The sequence below is a fragment of the Pseudonocardia alni genome (genome assembly GCF_002813375.1).
Classification (GTDB): domain Bacteria; phylum Actinomycetota; class Actinomycetes; order Mycobacteriales; family Pseudonocardiaceae; genus Pseudonocardia; species Pseudonocardia alni.
This window is the reverse complement of record NZ_PHUJ01000003.1, coordinates 2,471,453-2,490,377: the sequence shown is the minus strand read 5'-3', so window position 1 is coordinate 2,490,377 and position 18,925 is coordinate 2,471,453. Positions and strand designations below refer to the sequence as shown.

Sequence of the window (18,925 nt, the reverse complement as noted above, 5' to 3'; positions counted from 1 at the left end):
ACATGTCGATCTTCCTCAACGAGAACAGCAAGGTCATCGTCCAGGGCATCACGGGCGGCGAGGGCACCAAGCACGCCACCAAGATGCTCGCCGCCGGGACGAACATCGTGGGTGGTGTGAACGCCCGCAAGGCCGGGACCACGCACACCATCGGCGACAAGGACGTCACCGTGTACGGCACGGTGGAGGAGGCGATCAAGGAGACCGGCGCCGACGTGTCGGTCATCTTCGTCCCGCCGAAGTTCGCCAAGGACGCCGTGATCGAGGCCATCGACGCCGAGATCCCGCTGGCCGTCGTCATCACCGAGGGCATCCCGGTGCACGACTCGGCGTACTTCTGGGCGCACGCGGTCGCCACCGGCAACAAGACCCGGATCATCGGCCCGAACTGCCCCGGCATCATCTCGCCCGGCAAGTCCAACGCGGGCATCATCCCGGCGAACATCGCCGGCGCGGGCAGGATCGGCCTGGTGTCGAAGTCCGGCACGCTGACCTACCAGATGATGTACGAGCTGCGTGAGTTCGGCTTCTCCACCGCCATCGGCATCGGCGGCGACCCGGTCATCGGCACCACCCACATCGACGCCCTCGAGGCGTTCGAGGCTGACCCCGAGACCGAGGCCATCGTGATGATCGGTGAGATCGGTGGCGACGCCGAGGAGCGCGCCGCGGACTTCATCAAGGCCAACGTCACCAAGCCGGTCGTCGGCTACGTCGCGGGCTTCACCGCCCCCGAGGGCAAGACGATGGGCCACGCCGGCGCGATCGTGTCCGGCTCGGCCGGTACCGCGCAGGCCAAGAAGGAGGCCCTCGAGGCCGCCGGTGTCAAGGTCGGCAAGACGCCGTCCGAGACCGCCGCGCTGATGAAGGAGATCCTCTCCGCCTGATCGCAGATCGGGTCGCACCTCCGACGCGCGGGCCCCGGGAACTTCTCCCGGGTGCCCGCGCGTCGTGCTGTGTACACCCCGAGCGCCTCACCCGGCCGTGTCGGGGGCATCGGCTAGCGTGCGGTGCAGCGAGTCCGTCCGTCACACGGGAGTGGTCGTCATGTCGAGCAACGAGCCCGGGGCCGCCCCGGCTCCGGAGCAGGCCGCGCCCGCTCCGACGGTGCGGGTCGCCGTCCTGGCGGGGGCCGTGCTGGCCCTGCTGGCGCTGGTCCTGACCTTCTTCGACGTCACGACCGGGCTGTTCCCGGTCGCGATGGTCGTCGCCGGTGGCGTCGCGGGAGCCCTCACCCTGCTGCCCGGCACCGGGCGCACCCTGGTCGCGGGCGTGGTCCTGTCGACGACGGGGGCGCTGACGATGCTGCTGCTCCTGGCCGGCACCGGCACCGGGGCGGTCGGCGGCACGCTCGGGTGGGTCGTGTTCGTGGTCGCGCTGCTCGCCGCCGCCGCACTGCTCTACGCCCAGCTCCTCCTGTCCGGCGTCGTCTCCGCCCCCGCGCCGCGGGCGCAGCGCCCGTCGCACGTCGGGCAGCCCGGCTGGGGCCCCGGCCCCGGCCAGGTCCCGCCGGGCCGGCAACCGCCCTGGATGCCGCAGCAGCCGTACGGCGCGGGCCAGCCGGGTGCCGCGGCCCCGTACGGTGCGGCCTCCGGTGCGACGCCCTACGGCGCGGACCCCTACGCCTCGGGCCAGTACGGCGTGAGCCCCTACGCCGCCCAGCCCGGAGCGGCCCCGTACGCCCCCGGCCAGCCGGGTGCGGGCCAGTACGGCGCGGGACAGTACGGCGCGGGACAGCACGTCGCGGGGCAGCCCGGTGCGGGACAGCACGGTGTCGCCCAGCCGGGCGCCGGCCAGTACGGCGCCGGTCAGTACGGAGCGGGCCAGTACGGCGCCGCCCACGGTGCGGCGCAGTCCGGTGCGGCGCAGTCCGGCGCGGTGCAGCCCGGCGCGGATCACGCCGGTGCCGCCGCGTACGGCGCCCCCGGTGCGGTGCCCGCGGCGTCGCAGCCCCCCGCCGGGCAGTACCCGGGGCAGTCCGGGGCCCACGGCGCGCCCGAGGTGCCCGGGGCACAGGACCGGACCGGCGACGACGCGGGCCGTCACGCGGTCGGCGGCGGCACCCCGCAGGCCGACGCGGCACCGCACCCGCCGTCCGGCGCGGGCGGTGCCTTCTCCGGGGTGTCCTACGGCGACCGCGCCGCCGCGGTGACCGGCGCGCCGGGAGGCGAGCAGGCCCCGCCCCCGGCCACCCCCTACACGGCGGGCGCGGGCGGTACCGGGGACGACGTGGGTGTCACCCGCCCCTCCGCGATCCCCGGCTCCGGCTCCGCCCCGGCGCCCGGCGAGCAGACCGAGCGCCCCGCGGCCCCGGCGTCCGGTGACGACGAGGCCACCCGCACCTTCCGGCCCGGCGGTGACGGCTCCGCCTGAGCGGAGGGAACCGTGGGCCCCGGCACGTCGCGGCGTGCCTTCCCCTCCCGGGCCGCGTTCGCTGCGACGCTGACCGGGTGAGCACCACCCCGCCCCGTCCCGCCCGCGGCCGCCCGGCCTCCCGGGCCCGGTCCACCGGGTCCGCACCGGAGCGGTCCCGCGGTGGGCGCGCGACCGCCGTCGCGGACCGGGAGCGGGGGCGCCGCCGCCCCGCCCGGACCCCGACGCGCGGGACCGGGACCGGCACCGGGCTGGACCGGCTGCGGATCCTGCTCGTGGCCACGATGGGCGCCGTCCTCGCGGGGTACACGATGCTCGTCCCGGTGGCGGCGCTGCTGACCGGCACCGGCGGCGTCGCGGTCACCGCGGACGGGGCACTCGCCACGGCCGTCCCGCTGTGGCTGGCCGCGCACCTCATCCCGGTCGCGGTGGACGGGCGCCCGTTCGGGGTGCTGCCGCTGTTGCCGACGCTGGTGGTCGTCGCGCTGGTCGCCTTCTGCTCGCGCTGGGCGGTGCTCCGCCTGGGCGGGCGGGTCCGGCACGACGCGGGCGCCGTCGTCGCGTCCCAGGCCGGGGCCGCCGCCGCGCTCGCCGTGCTCGCCGGCGCGCTGCTGCCGCGGGACATGGCCGTCACCGCCCCCTGGGCGTCGATGATCGGGGCCGGGCTGGTGGCCGGGGCGGCCGCCGGGATCGGCGTCGTCCACACCTGCGGGGCGCCCGCGGCCTGGAAGCGGGTGCTGGCGGGTTGGCCCGGCGCGGCGCTCGCCGGGGCCCGGGTCGCGGCCGCCGCGCTGCTGCTGGTCGCCGCCCTCGTCCTGACCGTGGCGCTGCTCGCGAGCGCCTCCGACGTCGCCGACACCGCCGAGCGCATCGCCCCCGGCGCCTGGGCGGGCGTCGGGGTGCTGGTGCTGAGCATCGGGTACCTGCCGAACGCCCTGATCGGGGCGCTGTCCTGGGCGCTGGGCGCGGGGGTGTCGGTCGGTATCGCCCGGTCCGGTCCGTTCGGCGTCGAGCCGGGTCCGCTGCCGCCGTTCCCGCCCGCGGTGGTCCTGCCCGTCACCACCGTCCCGACGGCCGCGGTGCTGGTCGTACTGCTGCCCGTCGTCGCGGGGGCGCTCGGCGGTATCGCCTGCCGGCGGGCGCTGGCCGACGACGCGCCGGTCGTGGACCGGGTCGCGGCACCGGCGCTGGCGGCCGTGGTCGTCGCGGTCGGGGCGGCCGTCCCGGCGGCGCTCGCCGGGGGTGCGCTCGCGGGCGGGCCCTACGACCCGGTGTCGTTCCACCCGTGGGCGGTCCTCGGCTGCGCGCTGCTGCTGGTCGGGATCCCGGCCGTGCTGACCTGCGCCGGGACCGAGCTCGCCCGGCACGTCCCGATGGGCGGCACCGGCCGGTCGCGGACCGCGGTCGACCGGGCCCGGGCCGCCCGGGACCGCCGTCGCGGGTCGACGGTGGGGGAGCTGGTCGAACGCCGTCGCACCGCCGGGGCGCCCGCCCGCCGTGCCGACGCCGCACGGGACGACGACGGGGGCCACGACGACCTCCACCCCTACTCCGATGCCGTCACCGACGAGGAGGAGCCCGGCGGAGCCGGTCGCACGACCACCCGTCGCGTCGACGGTTCCGCCGGCCGTGATCCCGCCGGCGACGACGAGGACCCCGGCCACGACCCCGACGACGGCGACCCCGACGACACGGGGGACCACGGCCCCGACGGTCGCCGCGCAGCCGGGCGCCGCGCCGACCGGGACACCGACGACGGGGACCCGTCCGACCGGCGCACCGACGGCCGGACCGACCGCATCACCCGCCCCCGCGACCGCTCCCGGGACGACTGACCCGACGCCCCGGCAGGCCGGGTGACCCGGGCCACCGCACCGGGCGCCGCCGTCGTCGGAGGGCGCGTCTACCCTGGCCAGGGGCCGTGGAGCGGCCCGGGCCGGCGAGGAAGGGACACGGTGGGCGCGCAGGAGCGGCACGGGGCGCTGCGGGTCGTCGTCCTCGTCTCCGGGAGCGGCACCCTGCTGCAGGCACTGCTCGACACCGCGGGCGCCGGATTCGCCGTCGTCGCCGTCGGGGCCGACCGCGCGGGTGCCACCGGGCTCGACCGGGCCCGCGCCGCAGGTGTCCCCACCTTCGTCGAGCGGGTCGCCGACCACCCCGACCGCGACGCCTGGAACACCGCGCTCGCCGCGGCCGTCCTCGCGCACCGGCCGGGCCTCGTCGTCGGGGCGGGGTTCATGAAGCTCGTCTCCCCGGCCTTCCTGGACGCGCTCGGATGCCCGATGCTGAACACGCACCCGGCGCTGCTGCCGGCGTTCCCCGGCGCGCACGCCGTCCGGGACGCGCTGGCCGCCCGGGTGCCCGTCACCGGCGCGACCGTGCACGAGGTCGACGCCGGGCTCGACACCGGACCGGTGCTCGCGCAGGCGGAGGTCCCCGTGCTCCCGGGCGACGACGAGACCTCCCTGCACGAGCGCATCAAGACCGAGGAACGACGGCTGCTGGTCGCGACCGTGCGACGGTTCGCCACCGCCGCCCAACCCCACGAGGTGAACAGTGAGTGAGCGCAGGCCGGTACGCCGGGCCCTGATCAGCGTCTACGACAAGGCCGGTCTCCTCGACCTGGCCACCGGGCTGCACGCCGCCGGGGTGGAGATCGTCTCGACCGGCTCCACCGCACAGCGGATCGCCGACGCCGGCGTCCCGGTCACCCCCGTCGAGGAGGTCACCGGGTTCCCCGAGTGCTTCGACGGCCGGGTCAAGACCCTGCACCCGCGGGTGCACGCCGGGCTGCTCGCCGACACCCGCAAGCCCGAGCACCTCGCGCAGCTCGAGCAGCTGAACATCGCGCCGTTCGACCTGCTGGTGTCCAACCTCTACCCGTTCCGCGAGACCGTCGCGTCCGGCGCGAGCCGCGACGAGGCCGTCGAGCAGATCGACATCGGCGGCCCGGCGATGGTGCGGGCCTCGGCGAAGAACCACGAGAGCGTCGCGGTCGTCGTCGACCCGTCGCGCTACGCCTGGGTGCTCGAGCAGGTCGGCGCGGGCGGGTTCGTCGTGGAGGACCGCCGCAGGCTGGCCGCCGACGCCTACCGGCACACCGCCGCCTACGACGTCTCGGTCGCGACCTGGATGGGCGAGCAGTTCCCCGCCGGCGACGACGACGCCTCCGCCGAGTGGGTGGGCGCCACCTGGACCCGCGAGCGGCCGCTGCGCTACGGCGAGAACCCGCACCAGTCCGCCGCGCTCTACACCGACGGCACCGGTTCCGGCCTCGCCGGCGCCGAGCAGCTGCACGGTAAGGAGATGTCCTACAACAACTACGTCGACGCCGACGCCGCCTGGCGCGCCGCGCACGACCACGGCGACCGCCCCACGGTCGCGGTGATCAAGCACGCCAACCCGTGCGGGATCGCGGTCGGCGCCGACGTCGCCGAGGCCCACCGCAAGGCGCACGCCACCGACCCGGTGTCGGCGTTCGGCGGGGTCATCGCGGTCAACGGCGAGGTCTCGGTCGCGATGGCCGAGCAGGTCGCCGAGATCTTCACCGAGGTCGTCGTGGCCCCCGGCTACGCCGACGGCGCCCTCGAGGTGCTCCAGCGCAAGAAGAACGTCCGTGTCCTCCGCATCCCCGACGGCGCCGCCCGCACCGGCACCGAGCTCCGCCCGATCTCCGGCGGGTTGCTGGTGCAGCAGCGCGACCTCGTCGACGCCGACGGCGACGACCCGGCCGCCTGGAAGCTCGTCACCGGCGACGCCGTCGCCCCCGAGGTGCTCGACGACCTCGCGTTCGCCTGGCGTGCCTGCCGCGCGGTGAAGTCCAACGCGATCCTGCTCGCCCACGACGGCGCGGCGGTCGGCGTCGGCATGGGCCAGGTCAACCGGGTCGACGCGGCGAAGCTCGCCGTGACCCGGGCCGGGGACCGGGCCCGCGGCTCGGTCGCCGCCTCCGACGCGTTCTTCCCCTTCCCCGACGGGCTGGAGGTGCTGCTCGACGCCGGAGTCGCCGCCGTCGTGCAGCCCGGCGGCTCGGTCCGCGACGACGAGGTCGTCGCGGCCTGCGCGAAGGCGGGCGTGCCGATGTACCTGACCGGGACGCGGCACTTCGCCCACTGACCCACCGCCCACCCCGACGGCCCGGGACCGCCTCGCGCGGCCCGGGCCGTCGGCGTTCGGAGCAGTTCGGAGGATGTCCCGCCGAGAATGTCGGGGGTGCGTGCGACGGTCATCACGTCGTCGTCACCACCCCCACCCGGGGGATGCGGAGAGGCGGCACAGGCCCTATGCTTCGAACGTCAGTTCGAGTACGCGTCGCCTTCCCCGCGGCGCGCCGGGTGAGGTCGCGGCCGTTCGGCCGTGGCGCGGTGTGTGGCGGGGAGGTACTGCGGTGCGCGTCGGTGCGGGCGAGGGGCCGGTCGTCGTCGGAGGAGCGGCGGCGGTCGGCCGGGTGGTCGGCGGTGCCGGTGGGGGAGCCGGCGTCGACGTCGGGGACGACACCGGTCCGGAGGGGTCCGAGCCGGTGGTCGGGGCCGGGTCACGTGTCCCCGGGGGCGGGCGGGAGCCGCTGCCCGGGGCACGGGGCCCGGCCGGGGGGCCGGGGTCCCCGGCCGGCTCGGCCGCCGAGCGGCTCGCCCGGGCCCGGCACGTCCTGCGCCGCACGGAGACCCGGGCGGGCCTGGAGCGGTCCCGGCCGGGGCCCGTGGGGCCCTGCCCGGAGCCGGAGCCCCCGGCCCGCAGCGCCGGGACGGTCGAGGCGCGTCCGGTGACCGAGGCCGACCTGCTGCCGGTGCCGGGGCCGCTGGCCGGTCTGCTGCCCGGCGGGGGCCTGCGGCGGGGGTCCACCGTGGCGGTGGGTGTGGGGTCCGGCGCGGGGTCGCTGCTGTTCGCGCTGCTGGCCGCCGCGTCCGCGGAGGGTGCGTGGGCGGGCGTGGTCGGCCGTCCCGGCCTCGGCGCGACGGCCGCGGCCGAGGCGGGCGTGCGGCTGGACCGGCTGGCGCTGGTCCCCGACCCCGGCGCGGACCTGGTCGGAGTGACCGCGGCACTGCTGGACGGGCTGGACCTCGTGGTGGTGGCCGGGCCGGAGCGGGCCGGGCTGCGGGCCGGGGACCGGCAGCGGCTCGCCGCACGGGCCCGGCAGCGGGGCGCGGTGCTGCTCGCGCTCGGCGGGTGGCCGGGTGCCGATCTGCGGCTGCACTGCACCCGTCCGCGCTGGGAGGGGGTCGGCCGCGGGACGGGGCGGCTGCGGTCCCGGCGGGTCGAGGTCCGGGCGGAGGGGCGCGGGATCGGCCCGGCCGGGTGGGGGGTGGAGGTGCTCCTCCCGGGCCCCGGCGGGACGGTCGTCCCCGCCCCGGCGACACCCCCGGTCCCCGCGGTGCCGTCGGTGCCCGCGATCGCCTCGGCGCCGTCGGTGCCCGCGGTCTCCGCGGCCGCGGTGGGCGAGGTCCCGGTCGCGCGACCCGTGGCCCGGGCGGCGGGATGAGCACGCCCGGCACGACGGAGGCGGGCGGCGCGACGGGCACGGGCGGCGGTGGACGGGCGGAGCCCGACCCGCGGGTGCTGGCGGTCTGGTCCCCGGACTGGCCGGTCACCGCGGCCGCCCGCGCCGCGCACGTCCCGGCGGACCGGCCGGCCGCGGTCCTGCACGCCAACCGGGTCCTGGCCTGCTCGGCGACGGCCCGCCGGCACGGGGTCCGCCGGGGGCTGCGGCGCCGGGAGGCGCAGGCCCGGTGCCCGGAGCTCGTGGTGCTCGCCCCCGACCCGGGGCGCGACGCCCGGCTGTTCGAGCCGGTCGCCGCCGCGGTGGAGGCGCTCGCCCCCGGCGTCGAGGTGGTGCGGCCGGGGCTGCTGGTGCTGCCCGCACGCGGTCCGGTCGGCTGGTTCGGCGGGGAGCGCGCCGCGGTGGAGCGGCTGATCGACCAGGTCGCGCTGCACGCGGGGACCGAGTGCCAGATCGGCGTCGCGGACGGGATGTTCGCCGCCGCGCTCGCCGCCCGCCGGGGGCGCGGGGTGCCGCCGGGACGGTCGGCGGAGTTCCTCGCACCGCTGGAGGTGGCCGAGCTGGACCGGGACCCCGACGTCGACCGGGCCGCGCTGGTGGACCTGCTGCGCCGGCTGGGGCTACGGTCGCTGGGGGCGTTCGCGTCGCTGTCGGAGTCCGATGTGGCCTCGCGCTTCGGCACCGACGCGGTGGCCGCGCACCGGCTCGCCCGTGGGCTCGACCCCCGCCCGCCGGCGCGCCGGGTCCCGCCGGAGGAGCTGTCCGCGGCGGTCGAGCTGGACCCGCCGGTGGACCGGGTCGACGCGGCCGCCTTCGCCGCGAGGGCACTCGCGACCCGGCTGCACACCGCGCTCGCCGGGCACGGCCTGGCCTGCACCCGGCTGGGGGTGCACGCACGCACGGAGAGCGGGGAGGAGCTGCTGCGGGTCTGGCGGTGCGCCGAGCCGCTGACGCCGTCCGGGACGGTGGACCGGGTGCGCTGGCAGCTCGACTCGTGGCTCGGGCGAGGCGGCTCCGGGACGCTGGTCGCGCTGCGGCTCACCCCGGAGGACACCGTGGTCGCCGGGGCGCTGCAGCGCGGGCTGTGGGGCGACGTCGGCGAGGGCGACGAGCGGGCCGGGCGGGCCCTGGTCCGGGTGCAGGCGCTGCTCGGGCCGGAGGCGGTGCTCACCGCGGTCCCGACGGGCGGCCGGGACCCGGGCGAGCGGGTGCGGCTGGTGCCGTGGGGCGACGAGCGGGTCGTCGAGGACACGGCGGTCCCCGCCCGGCCGGGACCCGTGGCTCCCGCGCGGGACGGCGCCACCGGTGCCCCCGGGCATGCGGAGCAGGTGACCCCGGAGCCTCCCGGCCGTCGTCCACCCGCCGACCCCCCGGCGACCTGGCCCGGCCGACTCCCGGCACCGTCCCCGGCGACGGTGCCCCCGGACCCGGTCCCGGTCCGGTTGCTCGCCGCGGACGGCGCCGAGGTGTGCCCGGCCGCGCCGGACCTGCTCGACGGCGTCCCGCGCCGGGTCGCGGGCGGCGGCCCCGACCGGGAGGTCACCGGCTGGGCCGGACCCTGGCCGGTGCACGCCCGCTGGTGGGCCCCCGACGGCCCCGGGCCCGCGGTCCGGCTGCAGGTCGTGCTCGCCGACGGCACGGCCCTGCTGCTCGTGCACCGCGGCGGCCGCTGGGAGGTGGCGGGTGTCTACGACTGAGCCACCGGCCGCCGCGGGCGGGTCAGCGCTGCGGGACCCCGGTGAGGTCGACGGCGAACCGGCCGATCGCCGAGGCCATCGCCGTCACGTTCCGGTCCAGCGCGGTCCGGTCGATGTTGGTCAGCCGGTCGCAGGCCGTGTGGTAGCAGGGGTCGTAGGACTGTCCCGCCGTGCCGCCCCACTTCTGCGCCTGCTCCGGGGTCTTCTGCTCCTCGGCGCCGGTGAACAGGCCACCGGCCGGGATGCCGGACTCGATGAACGGGCCGTAGTCCGAGCGCCCGTCGAACGCGGTGCCCTCGGGGCCGTTCACGCCGGCCCCGACCAGCGCCTCGGTCAGGACGCGCTCCGCGGTGTCGGAGCCGGACGGGCCCCCCTCGCCGCCGAGGCCGTCGGAGTTGTCGCCGTCGTAGACGAGGTAACCGGGGTTCGGCGAGCCGACCATGTCGAAGTTGAGGTACAGCGCGATCCGCGCGCGGTCGGCCTCGGACAGGCCCTCGACGTACTTCGTCGAGCCGACCAGGCCGATCTCCTCGGCGCCCCACCACGCGAAGCGCACCTTCTGGCCGACCGGCGGGGAGCCGCCGAGCTTCTGCGCGATCTCGAGCAGGGCGGCGCTGCCGCTGCCGTTGTCGTTGATGCCGGCGCCCTCGGGCACGCTGTCGAGGTGGGCCCCGGCGACCACGACCCGGCCCGGGTCGCCGGTGGTGGTCTCGGCGATCACGTTCCGCGAGGTCTGCTGCCGGATCGTGGTGTCGAGCACCAGCGACGCCTGCTGGCCGTCGCGCAGGGCGGCTCCCGCGGTCTTCGTCACGGCCGCCGTCGGGACGACCCCCGGGGTGTCGCCGAGGGTGGCGGGCAGGGCCGCGTCCTCGGTGTTGACCACGATCACCGCCGCCGCGCCCGCCGCCCCCGCGAGCCGGGACTTCTGGCCGAACTCGCAGGTCCCGCGCTCGACGACGGCGATGGCCCCGGCCGGCATCCCGGTGTAGTCGGCGGCGTCGCAGCCCGGTGTCGGGTCCTGCGGGGTGCGCGGGCGCAGCGACAGCGGAGCGGTCAGCCCGCCGGGCGGGGTGGCGGGGGAGAAGCCGAGCACCTCGGTCGTCACCGGTGCGCCGGCCACGGTCAGCCGTGCGTCGCCCGCGGAGAAGGTGCGCACCTCGAACGACGGGGTCGACACCTCGAACCCGCTCGCACGCAGCGTCCCGACGACGTGGTCGACGGCCGCGTCGTACCCGGGGGTGCCCACCGCGCGGTTGCCGTCGTTCGCGTCGGCGAGCTTCTCGAACTGCTGCAGGTGGGCGTAGGCGCCGTCGCCGCCCACCGCGGCCGCGAGCCGCTGCGGCAGGCCGGGGTCGCCCTGCGCGGCCCCCTGACTCCCGCCGCCGGTGGTGCCGATCGTCGCGGCGCCCGGCGCCGCGGGGACGTCCGCGCAGGCCGCGAGCGCGACGACGGCCACCCCGGCCGCCGCGACCCTGACCAGCCGGTTTCCGAGACGTGGCCGGTGCCGGCCACCCGTCGTGCTCGCCCGTCCCATGGAGCCACCTCTGCCGTCCGGCCCGGTACCGGGCCTCGTCCGCGCCGGGTGTCCGGCGCTCCTCGTGCGTGCGCGGTACCGGTCGGGCGCCGCGGCGTCGGACCAGCATCCGCCATCGGGCGTGGCCGTGCGGTGAACCGACGATCACGACACGGCGTCACGAACACGACGGTACGACCCGGCGCGACCCGGGGCCGCGGTGATCCTCGGTCGATCCACACCGGGGTCTCAGTCGTTCCACAGGTTCGGCTGGTGAACTCGGAGATGTCGGCGGGGAGGTCCACGAACCACCTGCCGGCACCGGATGGGTACGTCCGGGTGGCCCGCGGGCCGGCGCTGGGGAGCGGCCGGTGTGCCGCGCCGGAGCCCGGACCCGCCGTGCGGGGCCGACCGGCGCTGGGGAGCAGCCGGCCGGCCCGCACGGCGACGCCCGTCCGCGGAACCCGGCACTCGATGTTCGAACTTGCGTTCGAGTATTCTGCACGGGTGGGCTGGCAGAACCCGGACGTCCCCTGGGCGGAGCTGGAGAGTGCGCTGTCGGGTCGTTCCGTGCGCGACGGCGCGAGCCTGCGCGACGGCCCGGAGGCCGACGGCGGGGACGCACCGGCCTGGTCCGTCCACCGCGGCCCCTACGAGCCGCCCGAGGACCTGCACCCGGTGGGGCCCGGCGTCGTGCCGTACGCGGAGTTGCACTGCCACTCGCACTTCAGCTTCCTCGACGGCGCGAGCGCCCCGGAGGAGCTGGTCGAGCGCGCTGCCGAGCTGGGCCTGGAGGCCGTCGCGCTCACCGACCACGATGGCATGTACGGGGTCGTGCGGTTCGCCGAGGCGGCCCGCGCGCTCGGAGTGCGCACGGTGTTCGGCGCCGAGCTGAGCACCGGGCTGACCGCCCCGCAGAACGGCGTCGCCGACCCCGAGGGCGAGCACCTGCTGCTGCTGGCCCGCGGCCCCGACGGGTACCGCGCGCTGTGTCGCACCATCTCCACCGCGCAGATGCGGGGCGGGGAGAAGGGGCGGCCGGTCTACGACCCGGACGAGGTCGTCGCCGACACCGCGGGGAAGGTCGTCGTGCTCACCGGCTGCCGCAAGGGCGCGGTGCGCCGCGCCCTGGACCGCTCGGGCCCGGTGGCCGCCGCGGCGGAGCTGGACCGGCTGGTCGCGCGCTTCGGCGCGGAGAACGTGCGGGTCGAGCTGACCGTGTACGGCGAGCCCGGCGACACCGAGCGCAACGACGCACTGGCCGCGCTGGCCGAGCGGGCCGGCGTCGCGACGGTGGCGACGACCGGAGCGCACTACGCCACCCCCGACCGGGCCCCGCTGGCCGCGACCGTCGCCGCGGTCCGGGCCCGGCGCAGCCTCGACGAGATCGACCCCTGGCTGCCCGCGGCGGGCACCGCGTACCTGCGGTCCGGGCGGGAGATGGCCCTGCGGTTCGACGAGCGCCATCCCGGCGCGGTGGAGCGCGCGGCGGAGCTGGGCCGGGAGCTGGCGTTCGAGCTGCACCTGGTGGCGCCGGACCTGCCACCGTTCGATGTCCCGCCAGGGCACACCGAGACGACCTGGCTGCGGGTGCTGACCGAACGCGGCCGGATGGAGCGGTACGGCAGCTGTGACGAGAACCCGTTCGCGGCGCACACCGTGCAGCGCGAGCTGGAGATCATCGAGGCGAAGAACTTCCCCGGCTACTTCCTGATCGTCCACGACATCGTCGACTTCTGCCGCCGGTCGAACATCTTCTGTCAGGGCCGGGGATCGGCTGCGAACTCGGCGGTCTGCTACGCGCTGGGCATCACCAACGTCGACGCCGTCCGGCACGGGCTGCTGTTCGAACGGTTCCTGTCCCCGGACCGCGACGGCTACCCCGACATCGACCTCGACATCGAGTCCGGCCGCCGCGAGGAGGCGATCCAGTACGTCTACCGCCGCTACGGCCGGCTGTTCGCCGCGCAGGTCGCGAACGTCATCACCTACCGGCCGCGGTCGGCGATCCGCGACACCGCCCGCGCGCTCGGGTTCTCACCCGGCCAGCAGGACGCCTGGAGCAGGCGCGTCGAACGCTGGCACGCCCTGGAGGCGAGCGAGCTCCCGCAGGAGATGCCGCCGCTGCTGCTGGACCTCGCGGGGCAGCTGATGGGTGCGCCCCGGCATCTGGGCATCCACTCCGGCGGCATGGTCATCTGCGATCGGCCGGTGTCCGAGGTCGTGCCGGTGGAGTGGGCGCGGATGGCCGACCGGACCGTCGTGCAGTGGGACAAGGAGGACTGCGCCGCGGCCGGGCTGGTGAAGTTCGACCTGCTCGGGTTGGGCATGCTCACCGCGCTGCACCTGATGGTGGACCTGGTCACGACCGTCACCGGTGAGCGGATCGAGCTGCACGCGATCGGCGAGTCCGACCCGGAGGTCTACGCGATGCTGTCGCGCGCGGACTCGGTCGGGGTGTTCCAGGTGGAGTCCCGCGCCCAGATGGCCACCCTGCCGCGGCTGCGCCCGCGCGAGTTCTACGACCTCGTCGTCGAGGTCGCGCTGATCCGGCCCGGCCCGATCCAGGGCGGCTCGGTGCACCCCTACATCCGGCGGCGCAACGAGCTCGAGACCTGGGACCACGACCATCCGCTGCTCAAGCCCGCGTTGCACAAGACGCTGGGTATCCCGCTGTTCCAGGAACAGATGATGCAGATCGCCGTCGACGTCGCGGGGTTCACCGCGGCCGAGGCCGACGAGCTGCGCCGGGCCATGGGCTCCAAGCGGTCCACCGAGCGGATGGAACGGCTGCGTGGGCGGTTCTACGACGGGATGGCCGCGAACGGGATCACCGGCGAGCTCGCCGAACGGATCTTCGCCAAGATGCTGGCCTTCGCGAACTTCGGGTTCCCGGAGAGCCACTCGATCAGCTTCGCCGCGCTCGTCTACTACTCGGCGTGGTTCAAGCTCTACCACCCGGCGGCGTTCTGCGCGGGCCTGCTCAACGCCCAGCCGATGGGCTTCTACTCGTCGCAGTCGCTGGTGGCCGACGCCCGCAGGCACGGTGTGCGGGTGCACCGGCCGGACGTCAACGCAGGGCGCGCCGACGCCGTCCTCGAACCCGACGACGACAGCACCGGCGGCCGGGCGGTCCGGCTCGGCCTGGCGGGTGTCCGCACCGTCGGCGCGGACCTCGCCGCGGTCATCGACGCCGAGCGCGACGCGGGCGGCCCGTTCGCGGACCTGCCCGACCTGGCACGCCGGGTCCGGCTGACCGGCCCGCAGGCCGAGGCGCTGGCGACGGCCGGGGCGTTCGGCTGCTTCGGGGTGGAGCGGCGGGAGGCGCTGTGGGCGGCGGGCGTCGTCGCGGGGGTGCGCCCCGAACACCTGCCGGGCACCGCCGTCGGGTTCGACGCGCCGGCCCTGCCGGGGATGACCGAGGCGGAGCTGACCGTCTCCGACGTCTGGGCCACCGGTGTCTCCCCGGACAGCCACCCGGTGCAGCACCTGCGCGCGGACCTCGACGCGCTCGGCGCGGTCCGGATCGACCGGCTCGACGAGGTGGGCCGCCGCGCCGGCCCGGACACCCCGGCCCGGGTGCTGGTCGGAGGACTGGTCACCCACCGCCAGCGTCCGGCGACCGCGCGCGGGGTGACGTTCGTGAACCTCGAGGACGAGTCCGGGATGCTGAACGTGACCTGCTCGGAGGGGTTGTGGGCGCGCTACCGGTCGGTGGCGCTGGGGAGCGCGGGGCTGCTGGTCCGGGGCCGGCTCGAACGCAGCCCGGAGGGTGTGCTGAACCTGCTGGCCGACCGGCTGCAGCGGATGCCGCTGGCGGTGACGGTGGCGTCCCGGGACTTCCGCTGACCGTCTCGCCCGCGCCCGGCGCCGGGCCCTCGCGACCTCCGGGCCCCGCGGTCCCCGACCACGGGGACCACCGGGACACGCGGACCACCGGGGCCGGGCAGACCACAGGCCCCGCCGGAGGAACCGGCGGGGCCCGTGGGCGGTCGGAACGGGGTCAGGACTTGACGAGCGGCCCGCCCATCGACATCGCGCGTCCGCCCAGCGTCTGGCCGAACGCGTCGAACAGGATGTAGGCGAACACGATGCAGAACGCGAACGTCGTGATCCCGGCGATCGGGAACAGGCCCGCGTTGCCCGCGGTCACCCCGATGTAGGCCAGCACGAAGGTGATGTCGACGAGCACGAAGCCGATCGTGAACATCAGCGGCAGGCGCAGCGTCGCCAGCGTCAGCAGGACGAACACCAGGGTGAACGAGAGCAGATAGGTCGACTGGATCGACCCGACCTGCTCGGTGGACAGGGCCTCTCCGGTGCCGGCGTCGATGATCCAGCCGTTGTTCAGCGCCATGAGCAGCACGCCGAAGCTGGTCCAGAATGCGGAGAAGACCCCGAAGATCGCGGCGGTGACGCTGTCCCCGACGCGCAGCGCGACCATGGCCGACAGCAGCAGGAACAGACCCGCCGAGAAGGTCACGATCGGGATCATGCCGCCGGGCAGTGCGGTGGTGTCCAGGTAGCCCACGAACCACAGACCCAGCGTGATGCCGGACGGCAGGAAGCAGATGAGGCCCATCAGGGCCGGGTTGGCAGCCGGGGCCGCTGCTGCCGGGGCGGGCGGGGCAGCAGCGGCGTGCGCCCCCGCGGTGTCGCTCTCCACGCTCATGGAAAACTCCTCGTCGAGTTCGTGACCGGTCGAGCACCGGCGGTGTGATTCTGCTCTCGCGGAGATCGTTTTTCGCCCCTCCGTACGACCAGACCCCGACCTGTACCCCGGTCGCACGGAACCGGACCGTCGTCGCAGCTCGCGGGGACGGCGCCCCCTACCTGCGCGGCACGTACGCGTCCTTCGGTCAGGTTCGACCGGCCCGGGCGTCACCTGAGAGGATGCCCGGGTGAGCGCACGCGTGATGGACGGCAAGGCGACATTGGCGGAGCTGCTCGACGACCTGCGGGGCCGTGTCGAGAAGCTGACCGCCGCCGGGGTGACCCCCGGGCTGGGCACGGTGCTGGTCGGTGACGACCCCGGATCGCACGCCTACGTGCGCGGCAAGCACCGCGACTGCGCCAAGGTCGGCATGACCTCGCTGCAGCGCGAGCTCCCCGCCGACGCGAGCCAGGCCCAGGTCGAGGACACGATCGACGAGCTGAACGCCGACCCGACCTGCACGGGCTTCATCGTGCAGCTCCCGCTGCCGGACGGTCTCGACGCCGGCGCCGCGCTGGAGCGGGTCGACCCGGGCAAGGACGCCGACGGTCTGCACCCGACCAACCTGGGTCGCCTGGTCCTCGGCGAGCCGGGACCGCTGCCGTGCACCCCGCGCGGCATCGTCGAGCTGTGCCGCCGGTTCGGTGTCGAGCTGAACGGGGCGCGGGTCGTCGTCGTGGGTCGTGGCGTGACGGTCGGCCGCCCGCTGGGGCTGCTGCTGACCCGCCGTTCGGAGAACGCCACCGTCACCCTGTGCCACACCGGCACCCGGGACCTGACGGCGCACCTGCGGGAGGCCGACGTCGTCGTCGCCGCGGCGGGCCGGGCGGGGCTCATCACCGCCGACCAGATCAAGCCGGGCGCCGCGGTGCTCGATGTCGGCGTCACCCGTACCGACCTGGGCCTGGTCGGCGACGTGGCGCCCGAGGTCGCCGAGGTCGCCGGGCTGCTGGCGCCGATGCCGGGCGGCGTGGGGCCGATGACCCGCGGGATGCTGCTGACGAACGTCGTCGAGGCAGCCGAACGCAGCCTGGCGGAGTGAGAATCGATACCGAACGCAGCCTGTCGGCATGACGGGCGGCGGGGGGCGGTGATGGTGGCGACCCGTTCCGGTCACGGCCTGCGGGCCCGGCTGCGGGCGCACTGGCCGCTGCTCGTCGTCCTCGGTGTGTCGCTGGTCGGGCTGCAGCGGGTGATCACCGAGCACTGGCGCGAGGGGTCCGCGGCGCTGGCGGTGGCGATGCTGGTCGCCGCGGGCTTGCGCGTCGCGCTGCCGCCGGACCGGGTCGGGCTGCTCGCGATCCGCGGCCGCTACGCCGACGCGCTGGTGTACGGCGGGTTCGGCGTCGTCGTCCTGCTGCTGGCTCTGACGATCACCCAGGGCTCGCTGACCATCAGCTGAGTGCTCGGCTGCGGGAGCCGCCGGTCGTCTCCGGGCCCGCCGGGCGCCGGGTCGGGGGTCTGCGGGGGCCCGCGGGACGCTTGCTCCCGGGGCGCCCGGGGCCGGTGCTGGTCGCGCGCACGACCCGGCCCGGCCGGGCGGGGAGATCCCCGGTCGGTGCGCTGCGGGACGGCCTGATAATGATCATCGCTAACGAGATTCTACCGGTGGGTACACCCGCTCCGGGACGGGGGTTGCTCCGGACGGGTTGCGTGACGTCGCCCACGGTGGCCCGCTGATCACCCGTTGATCGCAACGAAGATCCATCCGCCACCCGGTCGGCGGCGCTCGGTCCGGCGGGACCCCACGGACGGAGGTGGTCCCTGCCACCGTCCGCGAGCATGATCGCGCCATGACCGACCGCAGCGGCCACATCGTCGACACCCTCGTGACCGCCTTCGACGACCTGATGGCCGCCGACCCCGCGGCGTTCCGGACCAAGTTCCGGAAGATGGCCGCCGACCCGTTCGCGTTCTACCGGGGCAGCGCCTGCCTGTTCTACGACGACGTCGCCCGCCGCGAGGACCCCTGGGTCGACGAGCGGACCGCCCGGGTCTGGATCCAGGGCGACCTGCACGCGGAGAACTTCGGCACCTACATGGACGGCGACGGCGTGCTCGTCTTCGACGTCAACGACTTCGACGAGGCCTACCTCGGCCACTGGACCTGGGACGTCACCCGGTTCGCGGCCAGCCTGTGCCTGCTCGGCTGGCGCAAGGCGCTGTCGGACCGGTCGCTGTCCGAGCTCGTCGAGCGCTACTGCCGCAGCTACCTGGCCCAGGTGCGGCACTTCGCCGACCGCGACGACGACGCGTTCTCGCTGCGCCTGGACACCACCGAGGGACCGGTGCACCAGGTCCTGCAGACCGCGCGCACCCGGACCCGGGTCGGACTGCTCGACGCGGTCACCGAGACCGAGGGCTTCGACCGGATCCTGCGCGCCGGCCCCGGCGTCCGCACCCTCGACGACGACGAGAAGGCCGCGGTCACCGCGGCGTTCGAGGCGTACGTGGCCACGATCCCGGAGTCCCGGCGCCACCGCGGCGTCGCCTACACCGTCAAGGACGTCGCCGGGCGCTCCGGCGTGGGCATCGGCAGCGCCGGGCTGCCGACCTACACGGTGCTGGTCGAGGGGCTGAACCAGGCGCTGGACAACGACATCGTCGTGTCGATGAAGCAGGGCAACGTGGCCGCGCCCTCGCGGGTGGTCACCGACGAGCGGGTGGCGTCGGCGTTCCGCCACCACGGGCACCGGACGGCGGTCTCGCAGCGCGCGCTGCAGGCGCACGCCGACCCGATGCTGGGTTGGACCGAGCTCGACGGCGTCGGGTTCGTCGTCGCCGAGGTCTCGCCCTACGAGGCGGACCTGGACTGGTCGGAGCTCACCGAGCCCGATGAGATCGCGCCGGTCGTCGCGGACCTGGGCCGGGCCACCGCGAAGATCCACTGCGTGGCCGACGCCGACGCCGACCACGCGCTCGTCGACTTCCGGGTCGAGGAGGCGGTCGCGGCGCGCACCGCCGGTGCGGAGGACGCGTTCGTGGAGTGGGTCGTGGAGTTCGCCCACGACTACGCCCGGACCGTGCGCGCCGACCACGCGCTGTTCGTGGAGGCGTTCCGCTCCGGGCGCATCCCCGGCGTCAGCTCGGCCTGACACGCCGACGGCCCGCCCTCCCGGCAGCGGGGGGAC

Annotated in this window: 13 protein-coding genes; 11 read left to right on the top strand and 2 right to left on the bottom strand. The window is 76.1% G+C overall.

Going from position 1 to position 18,925, the window contains the following annotated elements:
• Window positions 1–2: 2 nt before the first annotated feature.
• The 7 genes from sucD to ATL51_RS12395 all read left to right on the top strand — a co-directional run bounded on the left by sucD (window position 3) and on the right by ATL51_RS12395 (window position 9,567).
• On the top strand, window positions 3–887 hold the full coding sequence (gene sucD / locus ATL51_RS12425) for a succinate--CoA ligase subunit alpha (protein ID WP_073576419.1): 885 nt from the start codon (window positions 3–5) through the stop codon (window positions 885–887).
• A 160-nt stretch (window positions 888–1,047) separates the two neighbouring features.
• On the top strand, window positions 1,048–2,373 hold the full coding sequence (locus ATL51_RS28190; protein WP_157818338.1) for a DUF5336 domain-containing protein: 1,326 nt from the start codon (window positions 1,048–1,050) through the stop codon (window positions 2,371–2,373).
• A gap of 77 nt (window positions 2,374–2,450) precedes the next feature.
• Window positions 2,451–4,208, top strand: coding sequence for a cell division protein PerM (locus ATL51_RS12415; RefSeq protein WP_100878705.1), 1,758 nt, complete (start codon window positions 2,451–2,453; stop codon window positions 4,206–4,208).
• A gap of 120 nt (window positions 4,209–4,328) precedes the next feature.
• Entirely contained in the window at window positions 4,329–4,937 is a 609-nt protein-coding gene (gene purN / locus ATL51_RS12410; RefSeq protein ID WP_073576416.1) for a phosphoribosylglycinamide formyltransferase, read from the top strand.
• Window positions 4,930–6,489: a bifunctional phosphoribosylaminoimidazolecarboxamide formyltransferase/IMP cyclohydrolase gene (purH, locus tag ATL51_RS12405; protein WP_073576415.1), complete on the top strand. Its 1,560-nt coding sequence runs from the start codon at window positions 4,930–4,932 to the stop codon at window positions 6,487–6,489. Before purN ends, purH begins: the two co-directional genes overlap by 8 nt.
• A 271-nt stretch (window positions 6,490–6,760) precedes the next feature.
• Window positions 6,761–7,852, top strand: coding sequence for a hypothetical protein (locus ATL51_RS28985; protein ID WP_208622975.1), 1,092 nt, complete (start codon window positions 6,761–6,763; stop codon window positions 7,850–7,852).
• Window positions 7,849–9,567, top strand: coding sequence for a Y-family DNA polymerase (locus ATL51_RS12395; RefSeq protein WP_083658774.1), 1,719 nt, complete (start codon window positions 7,849–7,851; stop codon window positions 9,565–9,567). Before ATL51_RS28985 ends, ATL51_RS12395 begins: the two co-directional genes overlap by 4 nt.
• Window positions 9,568–9,589: 22 nt before the next feature.
• Here the strand turns inward: ATL51_RS12395 and ATL51_RS12390 are convergent, their stop codons facing one another.
• Entirely contained in the window at window positions 9,590–11,101 is a 1,512-nt protein-coding gene (locus tag ATL51_RS12390; RefSeq protein WP_100878704.1) for a M28 family peptidase, read from the bottom strand.
• Between the two features lie 486 nt (window positions 11,102–11,587).
• Here ATL51_RS12390 and ATL51_RS12385 point away from each other — a divergent pair, with 486 nt between their 5' ends.
• A complete protein-coding gene (locus ATL51_RS12385; RefSeq protein WP_073576413.1) occupies window positions 11,588–14,929 on the top strand; it encodes an error-prone DNA polymerase in 3,342 nt (1,113 codons plus the stop codon).
• Between the two features lie 154 nt (window positions 14,930–15,083).
• On the opposite strand, the gene ATL51_RS12380 is transcribed toward ATL51_RS12385, so the two are convergent.
• The gene (locus ATL51_RS12380) at window positions 15,084–15,752 is read right to left on the bottom strand and encodes a GPR1/FUN34/YaaH family transporter (RefSeq protein ID WP_073576412.1); all 669 of its coding nucleotides are present in this window, start codon (window positions 15,750–15,752) and stop codon (window positions 15,084–15,086) included.
• A 229-nt stretch (window positions 15,753–15,981) separates the two neighbouring features.
• Here ATL51_RS12380 and ATL51_RS12375 point away from each other — a divergent pair, with 229 nt between their 5' ends.
• The 3 genes from ATL51_RS12375 to ATL51_RS12365 all read left to right on the top strand — a co-directional run bounded on the left by ATL51_RS12375 (window position 15,982) and on the right by ATL51_RS12365 (window position 18,889).
• Window positions 15,982–16,836: a bifunctional methylenetetrahydrofolate dehydrogenase/methenyltetrahydrofolate cyclohydrolase gene (locus ATL51_RS12375; protein WP_073576411.1), complete on the top strand. Its 855-nt coding sequence runs from the start codon at window positions 15,982–15,984 to the stop codon at window positions 16,834–16,836.
• Window positions 16,837–16,887: 51 nt separating this feature from the next.
• Entirely contained in the window at window positions 16,888–17,196 is a 309-nt protein-coding gene (locus ATL51_RS12370) for a DUF3017 domain-containing protein (RefSeq protein ID WP_073576410.1), read from the top strand.
• 391 nt (window positions 17,197–17,587) lie between these two features.
• On the top strand, window positions 17,588–18,889 hold the full coding sequence (locus tag ATL51_RS12365) for a DUF2252 domain-containing protein (RefSeq protein WP_073576409.1): 1,302 nt from the start codon (window positions 17,588–17,590) through the stop codon (window positions 18,887–18,889).
• The last annotated feature ends 36 nt before the right edge of the window (window positions 18,890–18,925 follow it).

Excerpts from the sequence above, each read along its gene's own strand:
- sucD (WP_073576419.1), top strand. The coding sequence starts at position 3 with ATGTCGATCTTCCTCAACGAGAACAGCAAGGTCATCGTCCAGGGCATC.
- ATL51_RS28190 (WP_157818338.1), top strand. The coding sequence starts at position 1,048 with ATGTCGAGCAACGAGCCCGGGGCCGCCCCGGCTCCGGAGCAGGCCGCG.
- ATL51_RS12395 (WP_083658774.1), top strand. The coding sequence starts at position 7,849 with ATGAGCACGCCCGGCACGACGGAGGCGGGCGGCGCGACGGGCACGGGC.
- ATL51_RS12390 (WP_100878704.1), bottom strand. The coding sequence starts at position 11,101 with ATGGGACGGGCGAGCACGACGGGTGGCCGGCACCGGCCACGTCTCGGA.
- ATL51_RS12380 (WP_073576412.1), bottom strand. The coding sequence starts at position 15,752 with ATGAGCGTGGAGAGCGACACCGCGGGGGCGCACGCCGCTGCTGCCCCG.
- ATL51_RS12370 (WP_073576410.1), top strand. The coding sequence starts at position 16,888 with ATGGTGGCGACCCGTTCCGGTCACGGCCTGCGGGCCCGGCTGCGGGCG.
- ATL51_RS12365 (WP_073576409.1), top strand. The coding sequence starts at position 17,588 with ATGACCGACCGCAGCGGCCACATCGTCGACACCCTCGTGACCGCCTTC.